Below are 24,423 nucleotides of genomic sequence, written 5' to 3'. Positions count from 1 at the left end.
GTCGTTGAATCAGACCATCGTCCCCGACAGCGAAGCGCGCGGCCTGCTCGCCCGCCTGCCGGATACGCCCCGCACCCTTGCGCAGCTGGCGCGATTCGACCGGCCGATCGGCTGGTGGCTGCTCTTCTGGCCCGGTGCATGGGCCGTGGCGCTGGCGGGCGGCGGCTTTGCCCGCTGGCCGCTGATCGGCTGGTTCCTGCTGGGCAGCATCGCCATGCGCGGCGCGGGTTGCGTGTTCAACGACATTGTCGACCGCGACCTCGACCGGAAGGTCGCCCGCACCGCCGCCCGCCCGCTGGCCAGCGGCGCCATGTCGGTGAAGGTCGCGTGGCTCTGGCTGCTCGCGCTGTGCCTCGTCGGCCTCATCGTCCTGCTGCAACTCAATCTTTATGCACAGATCGTCGCGCTGGGCAGCCTTGCGCTGGTCGCCGCCTATCCGTTCATGAAACGAATCACCGGCTGGCCGCAAATCTGGCTCGGCCTCGTCTTTTCCTGGGCCGCGCTCGTCGCATGGAGTGAAGTCGCGGGCGCGCTCACCCTGCCCGGCCTGCTGCTCTATGCCGGCACGATCTTCTGGGTGGTGGGATATGACACCATCTATGCGCTGCAGGATAGGGAGGATGACGCGCTGATCGGCATCGGGTCCAGCGCGCTGTCGATGGGCCGCCATGTGCGCGGCGGCGTCACCCTCTGCTATCTGCTCGCCCTGTCTCTCTGGACCGCCGCCATATGGCAGGTCCGCCCGCAACTTCTCGCGCTCGCAGCGCTTTTGCCGATGGCGGCGCACCTGTTGTGGCAGGTCGCAACGCTCAAGGAAGATGGAGTCGATCCCCTGCGTAAATTCCGTTCGAACCGCTTTTCGGGTTTCTTGATGTTCTGTGGCTGCCTCGTCGTGGGGAGTGCCTCGCTATGACGACCCCGCAACCTGGCGCCGATTGCTGGCGCATCGCCCGCGCGGAAAAGGCAAGCGTCATCGTCGACGCTGACAATTATTTCCGCCTCGCCCGCGACGCGATGATGAAGGCGAAACGCCGCATCATGCTGATCGGCTGGGATTTCGATCCCGCCATCAGCCTGATTCGGGAGGATGAGGCAAAGGATGGCGCACCGATCGTCATCGGCGATTTCATCACCTGGCTGGTGGAACAGAATCCGGACCTCGAAATCTTCCTGCTGCGCTGGGATGTCGGCGCGATGAAGTCGATGACGCGGCCGTCGCACCTTGTCACCACGCTGCGCTGGATGGCGCATCCGCGCATCACGGTGAAGCTGGATGGTCATCATCCCCCGGCCGCATCCCATCATCAGAAAATCGTGGTAATCGACGACTGCTTCGCCTTTTGCGGCGGCATCGACATGACCGGCGACCGGTGGGACACACGCCACCATCGCGACGAAGAACCGGGCCGCCATCATCCCGACGGCACGCCCTATGGCCCCTGGCATGATGCGACCACGGCGCTGGCAGGGCCAGTCGCGGCGGCGCTGGGCGAACATGCGCGCAACCGCTGGGTCGGTGCTTGCGGCGATCCGCTGGACCCGGTGGATGGCGTGCAGGATTGCTGGCCCGAAAAACTGCCCGTGATGTTCGAAGGCGTCGATGTCGCCATCGCCCGCACCGCGCCCAAGATGGACGATCAGGAAGAACTGACGGAAATCGAGCAGCTCTATTTGCATCAGATCGCGGCGGCAAAGCGCCACATCTATGCCGAAAGCCAATATTTCGCATCCCGCCGCATCGCCGAAGCGATCGCAAAGCGCCTTGCCGAAGCGGACGGTCCGGAAATCGTCATCGTCAATCCGGAACAGGCGGACGGATGGCTGGAACAGCAGGCGATGGATACCGCCCGCGCGCGCCTCTATGAAACACTCAGGAAGCGCGACACCCATGGGCGCTTCCGCATCTATCATCCCTACACCAATCGCGGCGTGCCGATTTACGTCCATGCCAAGATTTTGATCGTGGACGACCGGCTGATCCGCGTTGGTTCCTCCAACATGAACAACCGGTCGATGCGGCTCGACACCGAATGCGACGTCTGCATCGACACGGCGATCCCGTCCAATGACGGGCGGCAGAACATGGTCCTGAAAATCCGCACCGACCTGATCGCCGAACATCTCGATCTGCCGACGGAGCGGGTCGCGGCCGTCATCGCCGAACGCGGCCTGATCGCGGGGATAGAGGAAATGCGGCAAAAGGCAGGCCGGACGCTGCGCCCCTATGTGACGCCCGACCTCAACGACGTGCAGCAATGGATCGCCGACCATGAAGTGCTCGACCCCGAAGGCCCGGAGGAAATGTTCGAACCGGTCAGCGAACGCGGCCTCTTCCGCCGGATGAAGGGTTGGTTCGGGCGGGGGTGACCGCCTGCTGTCCTACCGAAAGGCGCGGGGCTATCATGACGCCGCGACTTTCCGATAGGATCATCCGGGCGTAACTTTATGTCCAATTCAGCAGGAAATGTGCGAAGTTAAGCGGAGGAGACACCACGCCACTTGCCCTGAACTTGTCGGAATTTTCTGGGGATAAGGACGGGCTTCGGCACGGCCGGCCCGAACGGATTTCAGGAAGCGCCGGTCACGCGCTATTCCGCCGCCAGCAATGCCTCGGCGCTTTGCAGGTTGACCGACACCAGTCGGCTGACGCCCCGCTCCACCATGGTCACGCCGAACAGCCGGTGCATCCGCGCCATGCTGACGGCATTATGGGTGACGATCAGGTACCGGGTGTTGGTCTGCGCCACCATCGCGTCCAGCAGGTCGCAGAAACGATCGACATTGGCATCGTCCAGCGGCGCATCGACTTCGTCCAGCACGCAAATCGGCGCCGGATTGGTCAGGAACAGGCCGAATATCAGCGCCACGGCGGTCAGCGCCTGCTCGCCACCCGACAACAGGGTCAGCGCCGCCAGCTTCTTGCCCGGCGGCTGCGCCATGATTTCCAGCCCCGCCTCCAGCGGATCGTCGCTGTCGATCAGCTCCAGATGCGCCTGCCCCCCGTTGAACAGGGTCGTGAACAGCCGCCGGAAATGCCCGTCCACAGCCTCGAACGCGGCCAGCAGCCTTTGCCGCCCCTCCCGATTGAGGCTGCCGATCGACCCGCGCAACTGGTTGATCGCCTGCGTCAGTTCCGCGCTTTCGGCCCGGCTCAACGCCTGCGTCGCCTCCAGTTCCTCCAGTTCCTGCGCCGCGACCAGATTGACCGGGCCGATCCGTTCCCGTTCACCATGGAAACGGTCATGCTCGGCCTGTTCGGTCTGCGCGATCCGGATGTCGGCACTGGCAAAACCCAGCTTTTCGGGCAGCACCGGCGGCGGGCATTCGAACCGCTCGCCCGACAGGCGGTTGGTTTCGATCCGCCGTTCGTCCGCCGCCTCCGCGCGGGCAACGGCCGTCGCCCGCGCCTCACGCACCCCTGCCAGCGCCTCACCCGCCTGCGCCGATCGCGCCTCTGCGACCCGCAGCGCGCTTTCCGCATCCTGCTCCGCCCGGCGCGCCTGATCGGCGGCGTCCGTCAGCGCCGCTCCCTGATCGCTCAGCCCCGCAATCGCCTGCGCCAGCGCATCGGGTTGTCCCTCAATCTGTTCGCGATCGGCCCCGATCTCCCCGGCGCGGGCGACCATCGCGGCAATGCGCTTCGCCGCTTCCCCGGCGCGCGACCGCCAGCCCTTGATTTCCGCATCCGCGGCCGCCTGCCGTTCCCGGTCGCTGGACAGCGCCCGGTCAGCCAGCGCCTGCTCAGCCTGCAACTGGCTGACGGCGGCCCGCGCCTTCTCGCTCGACTGGCTGAGCGCCGCGACCAGCGCCCGCGTCTCCGCGCCGTCCGGCACGGCTGCACGCGCGGCCTGCGCCTTTTCATGCTCGGCCTGCGCCCCATCCCGGTCGCGCTGCGCCAGCGTTCGTCGTTCCTCCACGCCCTCACGCCGCCCCGCCAGCCGTTCCAGCGCGATCGTCGCTTCATCCGCGGCTCTCAGCGCGGCGCGCAACCGCTGGTCCGCCTGCGACAGCGCCGTCCGCCCGGCCGCCAGCGTCTGCGCCGCCGCCTGCTCGCGCAATCTTGCCTCATCCTGTGCCGATGACGCCTGCGCAACCGCCGCTTCGGCATCGGGACGCACCGCTGCGATCGCCTCCAGCCGGTTGATCCGGATCAGCCGTTCCGCCGCCGCCGCGCCACCCTCGGCCGCGACATAGCCATCCCAGCGCCGCAACTGCCCGTCCAGCGTCACCAGCCGCTGCCCCACCGACAGCGCCTGCCCATCGTCCGTTTCCGCCACCGCGATCTGCGCCAGCCGTCGCGCCAGTTCGACAGGCGCGGTGACATGATCCGCCAGCGCGGTCGCACCGGCCGGCAGGGCCGGATCGCCCGGCAAAGCCTCCGCCCCGGCCCAGCGCCGCTTGCCATCCGCGCCGACGGGCGCTTCCAGATCGTCGCCCAGCGCCGCCGCCAGCGCCCGCTCATAACCCGGCGCAGCCTTCAGCCTGTCCAGGGCCCGCGCCCGGTTGCCGGTCCCGCTTTCCACCGCCCTGCGCAGCGCCAATGCTTCGCTGTCCAGCGCCGCAAGCCCCGCCCGCGCCGATGCCAGGGCGGCCTCGGCGCTCGCCCGTGCTTCGGCCGCTGCATGGCGATCCGCCTCGGCCGCTGCGATCGTCGCTTCGGCTGCATCGCGATCCGCCTGTCCCTGCGCCTGATCGGACAGCGCCTTTTCGCGCTGCGCCTCCAGCGGGGCTGCGTCGGGCAAGGCGGCCGCTTCCGCCGTCAATCGCGCGACATCCCTTTCCGCCCGCTCCAGATGGCTGCGCGCCGCCGCCAGTGCGGCCTCCGCCACGCGCAATTCCGCCTGCTCCGCCGCCTGCGTCGCCATCGCGCGGGCAAGGTCCAGTTCGGTGTCCCGCGCCGCATCTTCCGCCGCCGCGATCCGCGCCGCAAAGGCGGGACGCAGCTTCTCCGTTTCCATGACGCGCCCCTTGAGCGTCGCGATCTCCGCCGTCAGCCGCGTGATGGCATCGGCGGCATCATTGGCCAGCGTGCCTTCGCGCGCCCGGTCTTCCTCCAGCCGCGCGGCCTGCTGCGTCAGGTCGGACAGGCGACGCACGACCGATTCGCGTTCGGTGCGCAAAGCCGCCAGCCGATGCCCGGCTTCATTGGCGGCATCGCGCGCGCGCTGCGCGGCGGCGCGGCGATCCGCCAGCGCCGCCACCGCCGCCTGCGCATGGGCGGCGGCCGCCATCTGCGCTTCCTGTGCGGCGGACACGGCCGCTTCGGCCTGTTCCGCTTCGCCCCGCGCCGCCTCCGCGCTGGCATTGGCTTCGCGCCAGCGGGCGAACAGCACGCGCCCTTCCGCTACCCGGATCTGGTCGGACAGGCGGATATAGCGTTCCGCCGCCCGCGCCTGCTTGCGCAGGGCATTGGCCCGTGCATCCATGTCCAGCAGCACTTCGTCCAGCCGCGCCAGATTGGCTTCGGCCGCGCGCAATTTCTGCTCGGCATCCTTGCGCCGCACATGCAGCCCGGCGATCCCCGCCGCTTCCTCCAGCATGGCGCGCCGCTCCTGCGGCCGGGCGGCGATGACGGCGGCGATGCGCCCCTGACTGACGAGGGCGGGGCTATGCGCGCCGGTCGCGGCATCGGCAAACACCAGCGCGACATCCTTCGCCCGTACATCCCTGCCATTGGCTCTGTAGGCGCTGCCCGCGCCGCGCTCGATCCGGCGCGTGACTTCCAGCTCGCCGTCGGCGCCCACCTCCACCGCGTTGAACAGTTCCCCCTGTTCCTGCACGGTCAACAGCGACACTTCGGCAAAGTCGCGTTGCGGGCGGCTGGTCGTGCCCGCAAAGATCACATCCTCCATGCCGCCGCCGCGCATGGATTTGGCGCTGGATTCGCCCATCACCCACCGGATCGCTTCCAGCAGGTTGGATTTGCCGCAGCCATTGGGACCGACGATGCCGGTCAGGCCCGGTTCGATCCGCAGCTCCGTCGCATCGACGAAGCTCTTGAAGCCGGAAAGTTTGAGGCGCTTTATCTGCACGGCGTCGCGCCGGGGCAGCCTGCCGCCCCGGCCCTCATCTGCGTATGCGCGCGATCAAAGCCCCCTTGGCTCAATCAGATACCCGCTTCCCTGAGCTTGGGCTGAAGCAGCGACCAGCTTGCGACATTGTCGACCAGCACGCCGTTGATCAGGAAGCTGGGCGTACCGCTGATCTGATACTGGTTGTTAGCGGCCTCTACCCCTTTGGCCAGGCGTTCGGCCGATGCGGTGTCGGCCAGGCACTGTTTCGCCTGATCGGCGGAAATGCCGCGCTGCTGCGCAAATTCGACAAGGCCCGCGACCTGCGCGATGGCGCCGGGACGCTGCGCAGGCGGCAGCTTCTCTACGCCCTGAAATGCGGCGTCATTACCCTGCACCTTTTCGAACATCGCCGCCTGATTGGCGAAAAACTGTTCGGACAGGGGATAGAAAACATCCTTGCCGCCGCACCGGGCGAGCAGGGCGGTGGTGAGGTCGATGGGATCGCGCACATAGGTGCGGAATTCGAAGCTCATCTTGCCGGTGTCGACCAGCTTGCGGATTTCCTCCGATGCCTCGGTCGCGAAATCCTTGCAATGGCTGCACGTATAGGAACCATATTCGACCAGCTTCAGCTTCGCCGACGGATTGCCCATCAGATAATAGCCATCGGGCGTTTCCGCGACCGTTTCCGACCAGCTGGTCCCGGCGGGCGCGGGCACGGCGGCGATCGGTTCGCCGCTGGGCTTTGCGCCCTCTTCGCTTTTGCCACAGGCGGCAAGGGTCATGCTGAAGGCGATGGCGGCAACAAGGGGAAGGGCTTTCACGACGGGCAAGGCTCCGATGATGGCAATGCGATGATTGGGGGTTTAGATCAGCGGGCGGGCGCGGGCAATGCGGCCTTGAGTATGTCCCAGGTCGAACCCTTGACCAGCGTGCCGTTGACGGTGAAGCCGGGCGTACCGCCGATCTTCACCTTGTTCCACGCTTCGTCGGTCATGGCCAGAATCTGCTTCATCGACATGGGATTGGCGATGCAGGCGTCCAGCTGCGCATTGGTAAAGCCGCGCTTGTTCATCAGGGCGTAAAGGCCGGTCTTCTGGCCGATGTCCTTCATCGCGGCGTTCTGGTCCGTGGGCTTGTCGGTGCGGCTGTCATAGGCTTCCACCTGTTCGATCCAGGCGCTCTGGTTGGCGAACAGCGCTTCATGATTGCCCATGAAGCGGGCCGGTCCACCGCACCGCGCCAGCAGGGCGGATGTCAGGTCATATTTGTCGCGCACCGCGTTGCGCACTTCGACATTGACCGTCCCGCCCTTCACATAATCGTTTTTCAGCGGCGCGCTCGCCTCACCCACGAAATGGGCGCAATGGGAACAGGTGTAACTGACATATTCCACTACCTTCGTGGACGCGTTGGGATTGCCCATCGCATGGCCGCCGATCGGCGAAAGCACGACCCGGCTGACCCAGTTGGCGGCAGGAGCGGCCGCCAGAGCGGCGGGGACGGCGAGCACGGCGATCGGCAGGAACAGTTTCTTCATGGAGTGCGTCCGTAAATCTGCCCCGCTGAACCGGAGCCTAATGATGATGGCGTCGGTCGCGATTTCCGGCCATGCGGATCGATGATCCGGCCTGACATCGCCTGTCAGTTGATCTTCGGCAAACCGGCGCTGTTGGCAAGCCCCTGCGCCAGCGATTCCAGCACCGCGCGCAATTCCGGGTCGCCAATGTCACGCAGCGAATCGCCCAGTTCGACCGGGATCGGTTTCAGGTTGCGCGGCGGGGGGCGGCGTTCGGCCCTGACCGGCTTCACATCCCCCTGTCGCATCGCGACCTTCGACACCGCGCCATAGCCAAAGAAGCGGTTCACCCGTTCGACGATGTCGGGCAACATATGCTGGATCATCGGCGCATGGCCGCTCATCACCGTCAGCTGCAACGTGCCGCCGGCTTTCTGCCCGACCGGAAAGCGAATCGATTCGGGCACCGAGATTTCGGCATAATGGCTGCCGACGATTTCCGCCCAGCGGGTGACGATGCTGGACTGGACGAAGCCGAACTTGCGGAATGCGGCGCGGCCGATGTCGGGCATCAGGTCCGCGATGGCGCGGGGCGCGCCGACACGCGGACGTTCTGCCTGCTTTGCGACGCGATTCTTATATTTCGGGGTGGCCGGGCGTTCCGTCATGCCCCGCTTAATGGCATAGGGCCGCCATGCGCGTCGAGGGTAGAGACAGAAAAATCGCGAGCGACCTGCTTGCCCATTACGACATCCATGCCCGGCGACTGCCATGGCGTGCGCCACCGGGCAGCAATGCCGCCGATCCCTATCGCGTCTGGCTGTCCGAAGTGATGCTGCAACAGACGACGGTCGCGGCGGTCGGCCCCTATTTCGCCAAATTCACGCAAATATGGCCAACGGTTCAGGATCTGGCCGCCGCCCCCGACGCGGATCTGATGGCGGCATGGGCGGGGCTTGGCTATTATGCCCGCGCCCGCAACCTGCTGGCCTGCGCGCGCGCCGTGACGCATGATCATGGCGGCGTCTTTCCCAATACGGAGGACGCGCTGCGCGCCCTGCCCGGCGTGGGCGCCTATACTGCCGCCGCCGTCGCCGCCATCGCCTTTGGCCGCCGCGCCGTGGTGGTCGACGCCAATGTCGAACGCGTCGTAGCCCGGCTGTTCGCGATCGACACGCCCCTGCCCGCCGCCCGTCCCGCGATCCGCGCCGCCACCGATCGCATCACCCCCGATGCCAGAGCCGGGGATTTCGCGCAGGCGATGATGGATCTGGGCGCGACCATCTGCACGCCGCGCAATCCGGCATGCGGCATATGCCCGATACGGGAGGGTTGCGACGCGGTCCTGACCGCCGATCCCGCCGCTTTCCCCGTCAAGGCGCCCAAAAAGGCCCGCCCTCACCGCACCGGCCATACATGGTGGATGGAACGGGACGGCCATGTCTGGCTGATCCGGCGACCGGACAGGGGATTGCTGGGCGGCATGCGCGCGCTGCCCAGTTCCGACTGGAGCGACATGCCCGACGCCACACCCCCCCTGCCCCTGCGATGGACGCGGGTGGACGAACCGGTGCTCCATGTCTTCACCCATTTCTCTCTGGCGCTCGCCGTCCATCATGCCCATGTGGGACCCGACATGACGCCGCCCGGCATGGGCGAATGGTGGCCGATCGACCGGATCGAAGAGGCCGGATTGCCCACCCTGTTCGCCCGCGCGGCGGATGCGGCGCGGAAGGAAAGGAAAGCGGATGCACGGAACTGACCCGACCCGAAACCATGTGCCGGGCTTTGTCGGCAGCCATCTGGACCGTGTCGACCCTGTTCGCACCAACCCCGCGCTGCTGGCGGACGCCTTTGCCGGTCCCGCCGCGCGCCTGTTGATGCTCGATGGGCTGGAGCCGGTGGAGGTGGACGGGCATCTGCTGCTGCAACCGGTCGCCGCCGATGCTCTGGTTGAGGATCATGTGCTGCTGGGCGTCGATCCGGCCGGACAGTCGATCTTCGTACCGTTGCTGACCCGCGCGGACATCAACCTGTCCCCCACCCCGCGCAGCCGCGCCATCGCCGACCTTGTCCCCGCATCGGAAGTCGCGATGTACGGCGCGGCGCGCAGCCTGCTCCACTGGCATGCCCGCCATCCCTATTGCGCTGTCTGCGGTGATAAAACGCAGCCGGTGAAGGCGGGCTGGGCGCGCAGATGCGATGGCTGCGCTGCCGAACATTTCCCGCGCACCGACCCCGTCGTCATCATGCTGGCCGAACATGAAGGCCGCATATTGCTGGGTCGCCAGCATGGCTGGGCGCAGGGCCGCTATTCCGCGCTCGCCGGATTTGTCGAACCGGGCGAAACGATCGAGGAAGCCGTCGCCCGCGAACTGTTCGAGGAAGCGGGCATCCGCGTCCATTCGGTCCGCTATGTGATGAGCCAGCCCTGGCCCTTCCCCTCGTCGTTGATGATCGCCTGTATCGCGCAGGCGCAGGACGACGCGCTGACGCTGGACGCGACGGAAATCGAGGACGCCTTCTGGTGCGACGCGGATCAACTGCGCGCCGCCATGGCGGGCGATCCCGACGCCCCTTTCTCCGCCCCGCCGCAGCTGGCGGTTGCATGGCATCTGCTCGATCACTGGCTTGCCGCCGTCGCCCCCGCGCTTGTTCCCTCTGGCGCAAGCGCGTAAGGCCGCCTCATCCTTTCATGATTTCAGGGACGATTTTCCTTCCATGCTCAGCCTAGAAGAAGCCCAGTCACGCGCGCAGGATCTGGTCAGCGCCGCGCGCAAGGCCGGGGCCGACGCCGCCGACGCCATCTATGCCTGCAATGCGTCGACCAACGTGTCGGTGCGGCTTGGCGCGCTGGAGGATGTCGAACGGTCGGAAGGTGAGGAAATCGGCCTGCGCGTCTTCGTGGGTCAGCGTTCCGCGAGCATTTCCGCGTCGGACATGAACCCCGCGACGCTCGCCACGCTGGTCGATCGCTGCATCGCCATGGCCCGCGAAGCGCCCGAAGACCCCTATGCCGGCCTTGCCCCCGAAGACCGGCTGCTGAAAAAGCGCCCGCCCTCGCTCGACCTGACCGACGACGCCGAACCGGAACCCGCCGCGCTGCGCGAACGCGCCCTGATGGCGGAGGAAGCCGCGCGTGGCGTGCCGGGCATCACCAACAGCGAAGGCGGCGGCGCGGCGGTCGGCCGCAGTCAGGTAGCGCTCGCCACCAGCCATGGCTTTGCGGGGGCCTATGCGGGCACCAGCCATTCGACCTGGGCCAGCGTGCTGGCGGGCAGCGGCGCGGACATGCAGCGCGACCATGCCAGCCACAGCGTGCGCCATCTGGAGGATCTGGACAATGCCGAAGCGATCGGCGTGCGCGCGGGCCAGCGCGCCGTCGCCCGCCTGAACCCGGTCAAGGTCGAAAGCGGCGTCATGCCGGTCATTTTCGATCCCCGCATCGGCTCCAGCCTGCTTGGCCATCTGATCGGCGGCATGGTCGGCCCGGCGATCGCCCGCCGGTCCAGCTTTCTGCTCGAATCGCTGGGCGAAGCGCTGTTCGACGCGAACGTCACCATCATCGACGACCCGCTGCTGCCACGTGGCATGCGATCGCGCCCCTTCGATGGCGAAGGCCTGCCGGTGGAACGGCGCGCGCTGATCGACGCGGGCGTGCTGACGGGCTGGCTGATGGACAGCGCATCGGCACGTCAGCTGGGCCTTGAACCCACCGGCCATGCCAGCCGGGGCGGCAGCGGCGCGCCCGGCGCCAGCATCACCAACGTCCATATGGAAGCGGGCACCATTTCACCCGGCGACCTGATGGCGGATGTGAAGCGCGGCATCTACATCACCGAACTGATCGGCATGGGCGTGAACGGCGTTACCGGCGATTACAGCCGGGGCGCGGCGGGCTTCCTGATCGAAAATGGCGCGGTCGCCCATGCCGTGTCGGAAATCACCATCGCCAGCAATCTGAAGGACATGTTCCGATCGCTGGTCCCGGCCAGCGACCTGCATTTCCGCTATGCCATGAATGTGCCGACGCTGCGCATCGACGGGATGACCGTTGCCGGGGGATGACGCCCTGTATCAGGCGACCCTGTCCGCCGTGGCGGATGCGGCCGACCATGCGCTGACCCTGTGGGCCGGTGGCGACACGCGCGTGCGCCAGTGGGAAAAGGTGCCGGGCCATCCGGTGTGCGAGGCCGATCTGTCGGTCGATGCGCTGCTGCGCGAAAGGCTGGCGGCAATAGATCCGCAGGCGGGCTGGCTGTCGGAAGAAACCGCCGATACGGTGCACCGCCTGGATGCGACCCGCGTATGGGTGGTCGACCCGATTGACGGGACGCGCGATTATCTGCGCGGGCGACCGGGATGGTCGGTGTCGGTCGCGCTGGTGGAAAATGGCGCGGTCATGCTGGCCATATTGGCGGCGCCAGCCCGTAACGAACTATGGGTCGCACGGCGGGGCGAGGGCGCGACCCGCAACGGCCTGCCCTTGCGCGCCGGATCGCGCGACACCCTGCCCGGCGCGCGCGTTCCCGCCGACCAGTTGCCGCGCGCCGACCGCGATCTGGTGGCCGTGGACAAGCCCAACAGCATCGCGCTGCGCATGGCAATGGTCGCCGCGGACGAAGCCGATCTGGTCGCCACGGTCCGCTGGGGCAATGAATGGGACGTCGCAGCCGCCGCGCTGATCGTGCAGGAAGCGGGCGGCATCGTCACCGATGCGCTGGGCGAACCGCTGGGCTTCAACCGGCCGCAACCCACGGCCTTCGGCCTGCTTTGCGCAGCGCCGGGTATCCACGCAGCCGCCGTCGAACGACTGGCCCCGCGCGCACGGGACATAGTGGGCCAGCCCGAAAGCTGAACCGCCTTGCGGCCGTTTCCGGCGACAGAAATCACCGTTACCTGCCGCTGGCGACAGCAGTATCGGGGTCGCCTTTACGGCGATAATCTATACAAATATCTAGGAAAACTGGAGCGGGCGAAGGGATTCGAACCCTCGACCCCAACCTTGGCAAGGTTGTGCTCTACCCCTGAGCTACGCCCGCTCTGGCGGCCGGAGAGTGTGTCCCTCTCGGCGGGTGGCGGGGAACTAGCAGCGCTTTTCCATATCGGCAAGGGGAGAATTGCAGAAAAATGAAATTCTCTTCAAAATCCCCGAAAATTAAGGGTTTTCCGTGCCTTACATCTGACGATCGCGCACGCCGCTTCACGAAAAGGCGATCGGTGGCATCCGAATCAGGCGCAAACCACCCTCGGTGAAAGCGGTGACTTGGCGACGGCGCGCCATCTGGCTAGACTGGCGGGGACATGTTTCTGTCCGTCGCGGGATCATTTGTCGCCGCGCTTCGTAATGACCCGATATGCCTTTTATCATGAGGACCAGCCATGCAGTCCGACCCGTTGACCCGTCGTCGCCTCTTGCAGGGTAGCGGCGCTCTGGCCGCCGCCGCCCCGATCATGGCGTCCGCGCAAAGCGCCGCCGCCGCGCCAAGGCCGCAACCCCATGGAGGACATGCAATGATGCCAGTCGAACTGACGGTCAACGACCGCGAGGTTCATCTGCAACTCGACCCGCGCACCAGCCTGCTGGATATGCTGCGCGAACATCTACATCTGACCGGCACCAAGAAGGGCTGCGACCATGGTCAGTGCGGCGCCTGCACGGTGATCGTGGACGGCCGCCGCATCAACAGCTGCCTGACGCTGGCGGTGATGCATGATGGTCAGAAGATCACCACAATCGAAGGCCTTGGCACGCCCGATCAGCTGCACCCGATGCAGAAGGCGTTCATCTTGCATGACGGCTATCAGTGCGGCTATTGCACGCCGGGGCAGATTTGTTCGGCCGTCGCCGTGCTGGACGAGATTGAGGCAGGGATACCCAGCCACGTTACCGACGATCTGGACGATGTGGCGATCAGCGACACCGAATTGCGTGAACGGATGAGCGGCAACATCTGCCGCTGCGCCGCCTATCCCAACATCATCGCCGCGATGCGCGACGTTTCGGGACAATCCGGGGCAAAGGGAGAAAAGGCATGAAGCCCTTCACCTATGAACGCGCGACCAGCGTGGCGGCGGCGGCAAAGGCGGCGGGATCGGTGCAGGGTGCGCGCTTCATTGCGGGCGGCACCAATCTGCTGGACCTGATGAAGCTCCAGATCGAAACGCCACCGCATCTGATCGACGTCAATCACCTCGGCCTCGACCGGATCGAGAAGACGGACGAAGGCGGGCTGCGCATCGGCGCACTGGTCCGCAATACCGATCTGGCGGCGGACAAGGTCGTCCGCCGCGACTATGCCGTGCTCAGCCGCGCGCTGCTGGCCGGGGCGTCGGGGCAGCTCCGCAACAAGGCGACGACCGGCGGCAACCTGCTGCAACGCACGCGATGCCCCTATTTCTACGACACACGCATGCCGTGCAACAAGCGCAAGGCAGGCAGCGGTTGCGGCGCGATGCAGGGGATCAACCGCAGCCTCGCGATATTGGGCGTCAGCGACGCCTGCATCGCCCAGCATCCCAGCGACATGGCGGTCGCCATGCGCCTGCTGGATGCGCAGGTCGACACGATGGGCGCGGACGGCGTCGCCCGGTCGATCCCGATCGCGGATTTCCACCTGTTGCCGGGCGATACGCCACAGCGGGAAACGGCGCTGAAAGCCGGGGAAATCATCACGTCCGTCACGCTGCCAAAGCCAATCGGCGGCACCCATGTCTATCGCAAGGTCCGCGACCGCGCCTCCTATGCGTTTGCGCTGGTGTCGGTAGCGGCCGTGTTCGGCAGGGACGGGACGGCCCGCTTCGCATTCGGCGGCATCGGCGCGAAACCATGGCGCACCGACATGGCGGACGCCGCTGCGAAACAGGGCGCGAAGGCAGTTGCGGAAGCCGCGCTGAACGGCGCGCGGACCACCCATCACAACGATTTCAAGAAGCTGCTGGTCGAACGGACGCTGACGTCGCTCTATCGGCAGCGGGAGGCACGGGCATGAAGTTCGATACGCCAGCGGGCATCAACCCGATCGACCGGGGCCGGGTCGTCGGCATTCCGCACGATCGCATCGACGGCGCGGCAAAAGTGACCGGCAGCGCGCCCTATGCCTATGAACGGCACGACGCCGCACCCAATGCCGCCTATGGCTGGATCGTCGGATCGGCCATAGCCAAGGGCCGCATCACCGCCATCGACACGCGCGCGGCCGAAGCGGCGCCGGGCGTTCTGGGCATCGTCACCCATGCCAATGCGGGCAAGCTGGGCAAGGGCAGCATGAACACCGCCCCCCTGCTGGGCGGCCCACAGGTCGACCATTATGATCAGGCGGTCGCTCTGGTCGTTGCCGATACGCTGGAAAATGCGCGCGATGCGGCCAAGCTGCTGCGCATCGATTATGCGGCGGAGGACGGCAAGTTCGATCTGGCGGCGGACAGCATCCGGGGCGTGGTGCCGCCCGACGGCTTTGCCGGACCGGCCGACACCGCGGTGGGCGATTTCGACGGCGGCTTCGCCCGCGCGGCGGTGAAGATCGACCAGCGTTACACCACGCCCGATCACAGCCATGCGATGATGGAACCGCACGCCACGACCGCCGCCTGGAACGGCGATAAACTGACCCTGTGGACATCCAACCAGATGGTCGCCTGGGGCGTGGGCGAAGTCGCGAAAACGCTGGGCATTCCCAAGGCCAATGTGCGCCTCGTCTCGCCCTATGTCGGCGGCGGCTTCGGGTCCAAGCTGTTCCTGCGCGCCGACGCGCTGCTGGCGGCGCTGGGGGCGAAGCAGGTAGGCCGCCCGGTCAAGGTCGCCCTTGCCCGGCACCAGATTCCCAACAACACGACCCATCGCCCCGCCACCATCCAGCGCATCCGCATCGGCGCGGACAAGGATGGCGTGATCGACGCGATCGGCCATGAAGTCTGGTCGGGCGACCTGCCCGGCGGCGCGGCGGAAACGGCGGCGGCGCAGACCCGCCTCCTTTATCGCGGCGCGAACCGGATGACCGCGCACCGGCTGGTGACGCTGAACCTGCCCGAAGGCAACGCCATGCGCGCGCCGGGCGAAGCGGTGGGCCTGCTGGCGCTGGAAGTCGCGATGGACGAACTGGCGGAGGCCTGCGGCATCGACCCGGTCGAACTGCGAATCCGCAACGATGTGCAATATGATCCCGAAGCGGGGCCGCAACGCCCCTATTCCAGCCGCAAGCTGGTGGAATGCCTGCGCGCGGGCGCGGATCATTTCGGCTGGGCAAAGCGCAATGCGAAGCCGGGGCAGGTGCGCGACGGGCGCTGGCTGGTCGGCATGGGCATGGCCACCGCCTTCCGCAACAATCTGGTCGGCAAATCGGGCGCGCGCATCGGCATCGACGCGCAGGGCCGGGTCATCGTCGAAACCGACATGACCGACATCGGCACCGGTTCCTACACCATCATCGGCCAGACGGCGGCGGAAATGATGGGCGTGCCGCTGGAGGCCGTAACGGTGCGCCTTGGCGACAGCCGTTTCCCGGTATCGGCCGGGTCCGGCGGCCAGTGGGGCGCGAACAGCTCAACCGCCGGGGTCTATGCCGCCGCCATGGCGCTGCGCGCGAAACTGGCCGGACAGGCGGGCTATCCCGCAGATCAGGCACAGTTTGAGGACGGGCTGATCAAACTCGACAATCAATCGCAGACGCTGGCTTCGCTCGCCGGGCGCGACGGCATCTGGGCCGAAGACAGCATGGAATATGGCGACCTTGACAAACGCTATGTCCAGGCGACCTTCGGCGCGCATTTCTGTGAGGTCGGGGTCGATGTCGATACGGCCGAAGTCCGCATCCGCCGCATGGGTGGCGCCTTTGCGGCCGGGCGCATCCTCAACCCCAAATCGGCGCGCAGCCAGGTGATCGGCGCGATGACCATGGGCGCGGGATCGGCGTTGATGGAGGCGCTGGACGTCGATACCCGGTTCGGCTTCTTCGTCAATCACGACATGGCCGAATATCTGGTCCCGGTCCATGCCGACATCCCACAACAGGATGTGCTGTTTGTCGACGAACTGGACGACAAAAGCTCTCCCATGAAGGCCAAGGGCGTGGGCGAACTGGGCATATGCGGCGCGGGCGCGGCGGTGGCCAACGCCATCTACAACGCCACCGGCATCCGCCTGCGCGACTATCCGCTGACCATCGACAAGCTGCTGAAAGCGCAGGCAGCCTAGTTCTCGGCGCGCCGCCCGGCGCATGGGGCATGGCGGCGCCATCCCGACCCAAGGTATAATGGAGCGCCGCCACCCGCCCCCCTAGCCTTCCGCAAAAGAAGGACAGGGGAGAGGCGGGAATGCGGATTTGGGCGACGCTGCTGGCGGGCAGCGCCATGGCGCTGGCACAGAGCGCGGTATGGGGCGCGGCATGGGCGCAGGCGCCCGATGCGACCGATCCCCTTCGCCAGCCCATCATCGTCACCGCGCCGGGTGGTGCGGTCGATGTCGATGACGCGCTGACGCTGACCGCAGCCGACATCACACGGAACGGCGGCCCCGATTTCCTCGGCGCGCTGACCCGCAATTTCGCGGGCGTCACCCTTCAGGATGCACAGAACAACCCGTGGCAGCCCAATCTGGTCTATCGCGGCTTCACCGCCTCCCCGCTTCAGGGCCAGTCGCAGGGCATCGCCGTCTATCTGGACGGCGCGCGCTTCAACCAGCCCTTTGGCGACACGGTGCAGTTCGACCTGTTGCCGCAGGCCGCGATCCGCAGCGTCAACCTGCTGGACAAGAGCGCGGTCTATGGTCTCAATGCGCTGGGCGGCGCGCTGACGCTGGACACCAAAACCGGCCTCAGCGACCCCGGCCTGGAAGCCAGCCTGTCGCACGGCCGGTTCGGCATGACGCAGGCCAGCGTGGCGGGCGGCGCGGCATGGCGCAACTGGAGCGCATTCGGCGCCTTCCAATATATACACGACGGTGGCTGGCGCGATCATTCGCCCTCCACCCTCTATAATGGCTATGCCGATGTCGGTTTCGACACAGCGACCGGCGGCCTGCATCTGAAGGTCATCGGCGCCGATACCGACCTGACCGGCAACGGCGTGTCGCCTGTCGACCTGCTCGCCGCCGATCGGCGCGCCGTCTTCACATGGCCCGACAACAGCGCCAGCCGCTATGGCCGGGTCAGCCTGCACCCCTGGGTCGCGCTGTCCGACACGACCCGGATCGAAGGCACGCTCTATGCCCAGAAACTGACCCTGCGCACCGTCAATGGCGACGCGGCCGACATTGAAGGGTGCGAGGATGACGATGATGCAGGCTTCGTCTGCCTCGAAACGGTGGGGGCCGACGATGATGAGGAACAGGCCGTCCTGACCGACGCAGACGGCAACCTCATCGCCGATCAGCTGGGCGGCGAAGGCTATGGCGTATTGAACCGTGGCCGCACCCGCACACGCGCCATGGGGGCGCTGGTGCAGCTGGTCGATCGCCGCACGCTGGGCGCGGGTGACAATATCTTCGCGCTGGGCTTCAGCTACGACAGCAGCCGTACGCGTTTCGATACATCGACCGAACTCGGCGCGCTGACCGACGATCGCAGCGTCGATGGCCTTGGCCCCATCATCGTACAGGATGATGGGGCGATCGCGCCGGTGGGCCTTGTCGCCCATACCGATTATTGGGGCGTCTTCGTGCAGGACCGCCTGCCCATCACATCGCGCCTGTCGGCCGAAATGGCGCTGCGCTACAATCATGCGCGCATCCTGATGCAGGATCAGATCGGCACCGCCCTCAACGGCAGGCATCGTTTCAACCGGGTCAATCCCGGTATAGAGTTCGACTATGCCCTGTCCGACGCGTTCAGCCTGCGCGCGGGCTATGCGCAGAGCAATCGCGTGCCCACACCGGCTGAACTGTCCTGCGCCGATGAAAATGCACCATGCAGCCTCACCAATTTCTTCATCGCCGATCCGCCGTTGAAGCAGGTCGTCGCCAAAAGCTGGGAAGCGGGCGCAAAGGGTCGGGTGGAAACGGGCGGTATCGCCATCGAATGGCTTTTGTCCGCCTATCGCACCGACAATCGCAACGACATCCAGTATGTGGCATCGGAAATCCGGGGCCGCGCCTATTTCCGCAATATCGGCATGACCCGGCGGCAGGGGGTGGAAGCGACGCTGCGCGCCAGCCGGGGCGGGTTCACCGCCGGCCTCAGCTACGCCTTTACCGACGCCACCTATCGCGCGCCGCTCAGCCTTTCCAGCCCGGCCAACCCTTCCGCCGACGATGATGGCCTGATCGCCGTCGAACGCGGCGACCATCTGCCCGGCATCCCCCGCCACAGCGCGACCCTGAGCCTCGATTATGCCGGAAAAGGCTGGTCGGTCGGCGGCGACATGCTGGCGCGCGCCAGCCAATATCTGGTCGGCGACGAAGGCAATGATGAAGCGAAGCTGGGCCGCTATGCCGTGGTGAACCTGCGCGCCAGCATCGACCTGTTTCGCGGCGTCAGCCTGTTCGGCACGCTCGCCAATGCGTTCGATCGCCGTTACGGCACATTCGGCACGTTCAGCGAAGTGGGTGAGATCGAACTGGACGAAGCCCCCGGCGCTTCCAACCCCCGCGCTTATGGCCCCGGCGCGCCGCGTCGCTGGCAAATGGGCATAAAGGGGCGTTTTTGAATTTCTTGCAAATATTTGATTTTAAACGATAAAATTAACAATAGCGACCGGATGGCATAATCCCGATGGCAAAAGTCGTGATTTAACAGCGACTTGAAACGTGCAAAAAAGTCATGATTGTCAACTTCGCTGTCGCGTTACAGCGAAGTCGTCGTCATCGCTCCGCCCCGTCCACCCGCGGCAACAGCTTCGTTTCCAGCCCCGGATACAGATGCGACACGCTGCGCTGCAATTCATAACGCGCCGCCGCCATGCTGGCGAAACGGTCGGGAATGGCGATTTCGCCCGCTTCCACCATGTCCAGCCCGCCCTGAACGGCAGCGGTCAGCGCCTGCTCCAGCCAGTCGATCCAGTCGCGCGTCTGATCGATCGCCGCCGTGCCGCCGGGGTCGAACGGGCCATGCCCCGGCACCGCGCCCTTGTGCGGCAAGGACTCCAACCGGTTCAGGCTGTCCCGCCACGCCGCCAGATCGGCCGTCGGCGTACTGGGCGCGCGGTCGTGGAACAGCAGGTCGCCCCCCAGCAGCAGGCCGGTCTGCGCGTCGATCAGGGCCAGATCCGCCCCGCTATGCCCCGACAGGGCGATCAGGCGCAGCGTCCGCCCGCCGAAATCTTCCGCATCCTGCCTTATGGCCTTGGCCGGCAGCATCAGGTCCGTGCCGCGCATCCAGTCGCCCAGCAGACGATACATGCCATCGGCATAGCCCTGCCCCTCCGCCCGCAGCGCATCGATCGTGCCGGGCAGCGCCGCGACGATGGCCGGGTCGAACGCCGCCAGTCCCATGCCATGATCGGGATGCAGATGGCTGACATAGACCCGGATGACGGGTTTACCGGTCAGCTGTTCCGCCACCTGCCGCAATGCGCGGGCATAGCGGATCGATGGCCCGCATTCCCAAAACACGGTGCCCGCAGGGGTCGCGATGATCGCGATATTGGCAATCGCCCCGCCATTGTCCGCCGCGATCGGGGCATCCGCGCCGCGAACCAGCCAGATGCCATCGCCGATCGCTTCCGGCGCGATCGCATAATCCGCGGCCACGGCCGGATGGACCGCCAACGCCGCCATGCCGGCCATCAGGCACCGCCGCGACAGGATCATCGTCCACCCGGCATCGGCGACTGTCGCGCCATGTTCAGCGTCGCGCGATAATCGCGACCGTTGCTGTCCCGCGCCTCGACCTGAAACCCCTGACCGGCTTTGCCGTCGACCATCAGCGTGATGGCCGGATCTTCGGCCACGGCCGCCCATATCTCCATGTCGCCCAGCACCTGCTCCCCCGCCTTCACCACCAGCGATTCCAGATGATAGGTGGCGATATTGTCGACCAGGCCGGTGTCCATCGGATGGCGAAAACCCAGCCTTATGCGACTGACGCCATCCCGCATCGGCCAGGCTTCCCCCCTGATTTCGCCCAGATGGTCGGCCCAGTCGCCCCTGACCCGGCTGACCGGCGGCGCGGAACAGCCGCCCCCCGCCGCATCGACCCAGCCGCCCGATACCAGCCACTGGCCGTCGGCCAGCTGCACCGCCCCCCGCACCGGCGTACGCTGGTCCAACTTGATGCGGGTCGCCACATAGGGCGCGGCATGGACCGGGCGATAATCGATGGCGATCGGAATGGGGTTGAGGTCGACCAATATCACCATGCGCCGGACGTCGGGGATGGCCCGCGCGTCGACCGCCACCGGGAAGGCGCGCTGATTTTCGGCGATCATGGGGAAATCGACCTTCACGCGCGGATCGAAGCGCACCGGATCGTCGCCGAACAGGGTGCGGGCATGGGCATCCCACATCGGCGACCCCAATGGATCGGGGGGTGCCGCCGCCCCGGCATCAGCCGCGACCAGAGCCAGAACCGGCACAAGTGCGATGGCAACCCAAAGGCCCGTCTGCCTTTGCATATCCTTCTCCCTTGGGACGGGGTCTATTCTCCTGCGCGGTCGGTTACCATTGGCCCTTGGGTCGCCACCTTAGAAGGAACGACATGCGCCTGATCCTGATCGCCCTGTTGCTGGCTGCGTCCCCCGCCACCGCGCAGGATGCGCTGTTCGATGGCGACGGGTATCGCATCGCCCATTATCGCGCGCCGGTGCATCAGCCGCCGGATGGCGTGGGCCGCATCGCGCCGGACGCCGCCGCACAACTGCGTCCCGGCCGCGACGCTCTGTTCATCGATGTGCTCCCGGCCGAAGGCGGCCATCGACAGAGCGATGGCAGGTGGAAGCTCGCCACACCTCATGATTCCATCCCCGACGCCCACTGGTTTCCCGAAGCCGGACGCGGCGTCCCGCCCCCCGGCATCGGCGAATGGTTCCTTGACGGCATCGCCGGCCTGACGGGCGGCAGGCGTGACCGGATGCTGATCCTGTTCTGCAAGGTCGATTGCTGGATGGGCTGGAATGCGGCGAAACGGCTGCGCGCACACGGCTATCGCAATGTCTGGTGGCTGGCCGAGGGGGTGGAAGGCTGGACCGACCGCAACCGCCCGCTGTCCCCCGTCCGTCCCGAAGGCGGGGTCGCCCCATAGGACCAAAGGTCAATTGTGCGCAAAGCCCCGTCGGCCGCACTCTTCCCTACGATCCGGCATGCAAAGCCGTTCGATTCCATGGAGAGTGACTTGACTGATCTGCGCATAACGGCCTGCCTTCTGACCGCCGCAGCCGCCCTCACCCTATCGCTGCCCGCCGCCGCGAAGGACATCGTCGTCCACATGAAGAATCAGGGCGCGGACGGGGCCATGGTGTTCGAACCCGGCTATGTGAAGGCCGCGCCCGGTGACACGATCCGTTTCAAGCCGACCGATGCCAGCCATAATGCCGAAACCATGGCCAATATGCTGCCCGCCGGCGCCACGCCGATGAAGGGCGGCATGAACAAGGAAGCGGTGCTGACCGTCAGCAAACCGGGCCTGTATGGCATCAAATGCATGCCCCATTATTCGATGGGCATGGTCGCGCTGGTGCAGGTGGGCGCCGTGACGCCCGCCGACGTCGCCACCGCCAAGGCCGTGAAACTGCCCCCCTTCGCCGCAAAGCGCATGACCGCCGCGCTGGCAAAGGTGAAATAATTCATTCTGACATATCATATCGGGAGTAGGACGATGTTGCAGCAGGCAATGGCGCGTTTCGCGGGCACGAAGCTGATCCGCGATCAGTATGACAATTATATCGGCGGCCAGTGGGTCGCCCCCGCTCAGGGCGAATATTTCGACAATATCTCGCCCGTCACCGGACAGGTCGTGTGCAAGGTGGCGCGCGGCACCGCGGGCGACATCGAACTGGCGCTGGACGCCGCGCACAAGGCGAAGGACGGCTGGGCGCGGACGTCGCCCACGGAACGATCGAACATTCTTCTGAAGATGGCCGACCGGATGGAGGCCAATCTGGACCTGATCGCCATGGCCGAAACGATCGACAACGGAAAGCCGATCCGCGAAACCACCCATGCCGACATTCCGCTGGCCATCGACCATTTCCGTTATTTCGCGGGCTGCGTCCGCGCGCAGGAAGGGTCGATCAGCGAAATCGACCATGACACGATCGCCTATCATTTCCATGAACCGCTGGGCGTCGTGGGACAGATCATCCCCTGGAACTTCCCCATCCTGATGGCGGTATGGAAACTGGCGCCCGCGCTGGCGGCGGGGAACTGCGTCGTCTTGAAACCCGCCGAACAGACGCCCATGTCCATATTGGTGCTGATGGAAATCATCGGCGATCTGCTGCCCGCAGGCGTGCTGAACGTGGTCAACGGCTTCGGCGTGGAAGCGGGCAAGCCGCTCGCCAGCAACAAGCGGATTTCCAAGATCGCCTTCACCGGCGAAACCACCACCGGCCGCCTGATCATGCAATATGCGTCGGAAAATCTGATCCCGGTCACGCTGGAACTGGGCGGCAAATCGCCCAACATCTTCTTTGAAGACGTCATGGATGCCGATGACGATTATTTCGACAAATGCCTTGAAGGGTTTGCGATGTTCGCGCTCAATCAGGGGGAAATCTGCACCTGTCCCAGCCGCGCGCTCATTCAGGAATCGATCTACGAAAAGTTCATCGAACGCGCCATCGCGCGGGTGAAGGCGATCAGGCAGGGCAGTCCGCTGGACCCGTCGACGATGATCGGTGCGCAGGCGTCGAACGACCAGCTGGAAAAAATCCTGTCCTATATCGAAATCGGCCTGAATGAAGGCGCCGAATTGCTGACCGGGGGCGAACGCGCGACGCTGGATGGCGAGTTGGGTGAAGGTTATTATGTGGCCCCGACCGTGCTGAAGGGGCATAACAAGATGCGGATCTTTCAGGAGGAAATCTTTGGCCCGGTCCTGTCGGTCACGACCTTCAAGGACGAAGCCGACGCGCTCGCCATCGCCAATGACACGCTTTACGGCCTAGGCGCGGGCGTGTGGACCCGCGATGGCAGCCGTGCCTATCGCATGGGTCGCGGCATTCAGGCGGGCCGGGTATGGACCAACTGCTATCATGCCTATCCGGCCCATGCGGCCTTTGGCGGTTACAAACAGTCCGGCATCGGCCGCGAAACGCACAAGATGATGCTGGACCATTATCAGCAGACCAAGAATCTGCTGGTCAGTTACAGCCCTAAGGCGCTGGGCTTTTTCTAAAAGCGGGTAACGGCTCAGTCGAAGGCGATCTCCCTCTCCACCACAGCCTTCGACGGCGGCGGGCACCCTTCCCCGGTGCCCGCCGCACCGTCATTTTGGACGGACGACGACGACATAACCCTATAAATCAGGAGGACAGGATGACGGCACTTCCCCCACGCATATTGGCCACGCAGGACGCCGAAGCGCTGATGCAGAAGCTGACGGCCCGGCATGGTCCGCTGATGTTCCACCAGTCCGGCGGCTGCTGCGACGGGTCGGCCCCGATGTGCTTTCCCCGCGGCGAGTTCAAGGTCGGCGGGCAGGACATATTGATGGGCCATATCGGGGACGACATACCGGTGTGGATCGGTGCGGCGCAGTTCGAATATTGGCGCCATACGCAGGTGACGATCGACGTCGTGCCGGGACGGGGAGCGGGCATGTCGCTGGAAAGCCCCGAAGGCGTGCGCTTCATCGTGCGGTCCCGCATATTCGACGATGATGAAAATGCCCTGCTGGAAGCGGCGGGCGATCCGCCAACAGGCGATGCCCTTGTCGGCCAGACGGCATAAATCCCCGGATGACAACATGACGCAGAACGGTGCATAATCCCTAAAAAAGGGGACCATTGAACGGGGCCGTG

Annotated in this window: 20 protein-coding genes and 1 tRNA gene; 14 read left to right on the top strand and 7 right to left on the bottom strand. The window is 65.9% G+C overall.

Features of this window, described 5'->3' with window-relative positions:
* The first annotated feature begins 4 nt into the window (after positions 1-4).
* Positions 5-913, top strand: coding sequence for a 4-hydroxybenzoate octaprenyltransferase (gene ubiA / locus ACOJSJ_RS04690; RefSeq protein ID WP_420143829.1), 909 nt, complete (start codon positions 5-7; stop codon positions 911-913).
* On the top strand, positions 910-2,367 hold the full coding sequence (locus tag ACOJSJ_RS04685) for a phospholipase D-like domain-containing protein (RefSeq protein ID WP_420143828.1): 1,458 nt from the start codon (positions 910-912) through the stop codon (positions 2,365-2,367). The genes ubiA and ACOJSJ_RS04685 overlap by 4 nt, the downstream gene beginning before the upstream one ends.
* 221 nt (positions 2,368-2,588) lie before the next feature.
* Here the strand turns inward: ACOJSJ_RS04685 and smc are convergent, their stop codons facing one another.
* From smc to ACOJSJ_RS04665, 4 genes are all read right to left on the bottom strand, one after another.
* The gene (gene smc, locus ACOJSJ_RS04680; RefSeq protein ID WP_420143827.1) at positions 2,589-6,032 is read right to left on the bottom strand and encodes a chromosome segregation protein SMC; all 3,444 of its coding nucleotides are present in this window, start codon (positions 6,030-6,032) and stop codon (positions 2,589-2,591) included.
* A 74-nt stretch (positions 6,033-6,106) separates the two neighbouring features.
* A complete protein-coding gene (locus ACOJSJ_RS04675; protein WP_420143826.1) occupies positions 6,107-6,838 on the bottom strand; it encodes a thioredoxin domain-containing protein in 732 nt (243 codons plus the stop codon).
* Positions 6,839-6,885: 47 nt separating this feature from the next.
* Complete coding sequence (locus ACOJSJ_RS04670; protein WP_420143825.1) at positions 6,886-7,554, bottom strand: DsbA family protein; 669 nt, start codon at positions 7,552-7,554, stop codon at positions 6,886-6,888.
* A gap of 104 nt (positions 7,555-7,658) precedes the next feature.
* Positions 7,659-8,201: a DUF721 domain-containing protein gene (locus tag ACOJSJ_RS04665; RefSeq protein WP_420143824.1), complete on the bottom strand. Its 543-nt coding sequence runs from the start codon at positions 8,199-8,201 to the stop codon at positions 7,659-7,661.
* A gap of 26 nt (positions 8,202-8,227) precedes the next feature.
* Between ACOJSJ_RS04665 and ACOJSJ_RS04660 the strand changes: the two genes are divergently transcribed.
* From ACOJSJ_RS04660 to ACOJSJ_RS04645, 4 genes are read left to right on the top strand one after another with little or no spacing between them, the layout of a single operon-like run.
* A complete protein-coding gene (locus ACOJSJ_RS04660; protein ID WP_420143823.1) occupies positions 8,228-9,295 on the top strand; it encodes an A/G-specific adenine glycosylase in 1,068 nt (355 codons plus the stop codon).
* The gene (gene nudC, locus ACOJSJ_RS04655) at positions 9,282-10,211 is read left to right on the top strand and encodes an NAD(+) diphosphatase (RefSeq protein WP_420143822.1); all 930 of its coding nucleotides are present in this window, start codon (positions 9,282-9,284) and stop codon (positions 10,209-10,211) included. The genes ACOJSJ_RS04660 and nudC overlap by 14 nt, the downstream gene beginning before the upstream one ends.
* A gap of 43 nt (positions 10,212-10,254) precedes the next feature.
* Positions 10,255-11,601 carry a TldD/PmbA family protein gene (locus ACOJSJ_RS04650; protein WP_420143821.1) on the top strand — a complete coding sequence of 449 codons (1,347 nt, stop codon included), beginning with the start codon at positions 10,255-10,257 and terminating at the stop codon, positions 11,599-11,601.
* Complete coding sequence (locus tag ACOJSJ_RS04645) at positions 11,588-12,391, top strand: inositol monophosphatase family protein (RefSeq protein WP_420143820.1); 804 nt, start codon at positions 11,588-11,590, stop codon at positions 12,389-12,391. Before ACOJSJ_RS04650 ends, ACOJSJ_RS04645 begins: the two co-directional genes overlap by 14 nt.
* Before the next feature lie 109 nt (positions 12,392-12,500).
* Here the strand turns inward: ACOJSJ_RS04645 and ACOJSJ_RS04640 are convergent.
* A tRNA-Gly gene (locus ACOJSJ_RS04640) sits at positions 12,501-12,575 on the bottom strand.
* 340 nt (positions 12,576-12,915) lie between these two features.
* On the opposite strand from ACOJSJ_RS04640, the gene paoA reads away from it, so the two are divergent.
* From paoA to ACOJSJ_RS04620, 4 genes are all read left to right on the top strand, one after another.
* Complete coding sequence (gene paoA, locus ACOJSJ_RS04635; protein ID WP_420143819.1) at positions 12,916-13,572, top strand: aldehyde dehydrogenase iron-sulfur subunit PaoA; 657 nt, start codon at positions 12,916-12,918, stop codon at positions 13,570-13,572.
* Positions 13,569-14,525, top strand: a complete 957-nt coding sequence (locus tag ACOJSJ_RS04630) for an FAD binding domain-containing protein (protein ID WP_420143818.1) — start codon at positions 13,569-13,571, stop codon at positions 14,523-14,525. The genes paoA and ACOJSJ_RS04630 overlap by 4 nt, the downstream gene beginning before the upstream one ends.
* The gene (gene paoC, locus ACOJSJ_RS04625) at positions 14,522-16,726 is read left to right on the top strand and encodes an aldehyde oxidoreductase molybdenum-binding subunit PaoC (RefSeq protein ID WP_420143817.1); all 2,205 of its coding nucleotides are present in this window, start codon (positions 14,522-14,524) and stop codon (positions 16,724-16,726) included. The genes ACOJSJ_RS04630 and paoC overlap by 4 nt, the downstream gene beginning before the upstream one ends.
* Before the next feature lie 119 nt (positions 16,727-16,845).
* Positions 16,846-19,173: a TonB-dependent receptor gene (locus ACOJSJ_RS04620; protein ID WP_420143816.1), complete on the top strand. Its 2,328-nt coding sequence runs from the start codon at positions 16,846-16,848 to the stop codon at positions 19,171-19,173.
* Between the two features lie 154 nt (positions 19,174-19,327).
* On the opposite strand, the gene ACOJSJ_RS04615 is transcribed toward ACOJSJ_RS04620, so the two are convergent.
* The gene (locus tag ACOJSJ_RS04615; RefSeq protein WP_420143815.1) at positions 19,328-20,275 is read right to left on the bottom strand and encodes a quinoprotein relay system zinc metallohydrolase 1; all 948 of its coding nucleotides are present in this window, start codon (positions 20,273-20,275) and stop codon (positions 19,328-19,330) included.
* Positions 20,272-21,078 (bottom strand): quinoprotein dehydrogenase-associated SoxYZ-like carrier, encoded by an 807-nt coding sequence (locus ACOJSJ_RS04610; RefSeq protein ID WP_420143814.1) that lies wholly within the window; start codon positions 21,076-21,078, stop codon positions 20,272-20,274. Before ACOJSJ_RS04610 ends, ACOJSJ_RS04615 begins: the two co-directional genes overlap by 4 nt.
* Positions 21,079-21,161: 83 nt before the next feature.
* Here ACOJSJ_RS04610 and ACOJSJ_RS04605 point away from each other — a divergent pair, with 83 nt between their 5' ends.
* The 4 genes from ACOJSJ_RS04605 to ACOJSJ_RS04590 all read left to right on the top strand — a co-directional run bounded on the left by ACOJSJ_RS04605 (position 21,162) and on the right by ACOJSJ_RS04590 (position 24,352).
* On the top strand, positions 21,162-21,704 hold the full coding sequence (locus ACOJSJ_RS04605; protein WP_420143813.1) for a rhodanese-like domain-containing protein: 543 nt from the start codon (positions 21,162-21,164) through the stop codon (positions 21,702-21,704).
* A gap of 90 nt (positions 21,705-21,794) precedes the next feature.
* Positions 21,795-22,244: a pseudoazurin gene (locus tag ACOJSJ_RS04600; protein WP_420143812.1), complete on the top strand. Its 450-nt coding sequence runs from the start codon at positions 21,795-21,797 to the stop codon at positions 22,242-22,244.
* Positions 22,245-22,277: 33 nt separating this feature from the next.
* Entirely contained in the window at positions 22,278-23,798 is a 1,521-nt protein-coding gene (adh, locus tag ACOJSJ_RS04595) for an aldehyde dehydrogenase (RefSeq protein ID WP_420143811.1), read from the top strand.
* Between the two features lie 140 nt (positions 23,799-23,938).
* Positions 23,939-24,352 carry a DUF779 domain-containing protein gene (locus ACOJSJ_RS04590; protein WP_420143810.1) on the top strand — a complete coding sequence of 138 codons (414 nt, stop codon included), beginning with the start codon at positions 23,939-23,941 and terminating at the stop codon, positions 24,350-24,352.
* The last annotated feature ends 71 nt before the right edge of the window (positions 24,353-24,423 follow it).

Origin of the sequence: Sphingobium sp., assembly GCF_048594625.1 — a bacterium.
In the GTDB taxonomy this organism is placed as follows: Bacteria; Pseudomonadota; Alphaproteobacteria; order Sphingomonadales; family Sphingomonadaceae; genus Sphingobium.
Note: the sequence above shows the minus strand (reverse complement) of the source record. Positions and strands in the feature narration are given on the sequence as shown.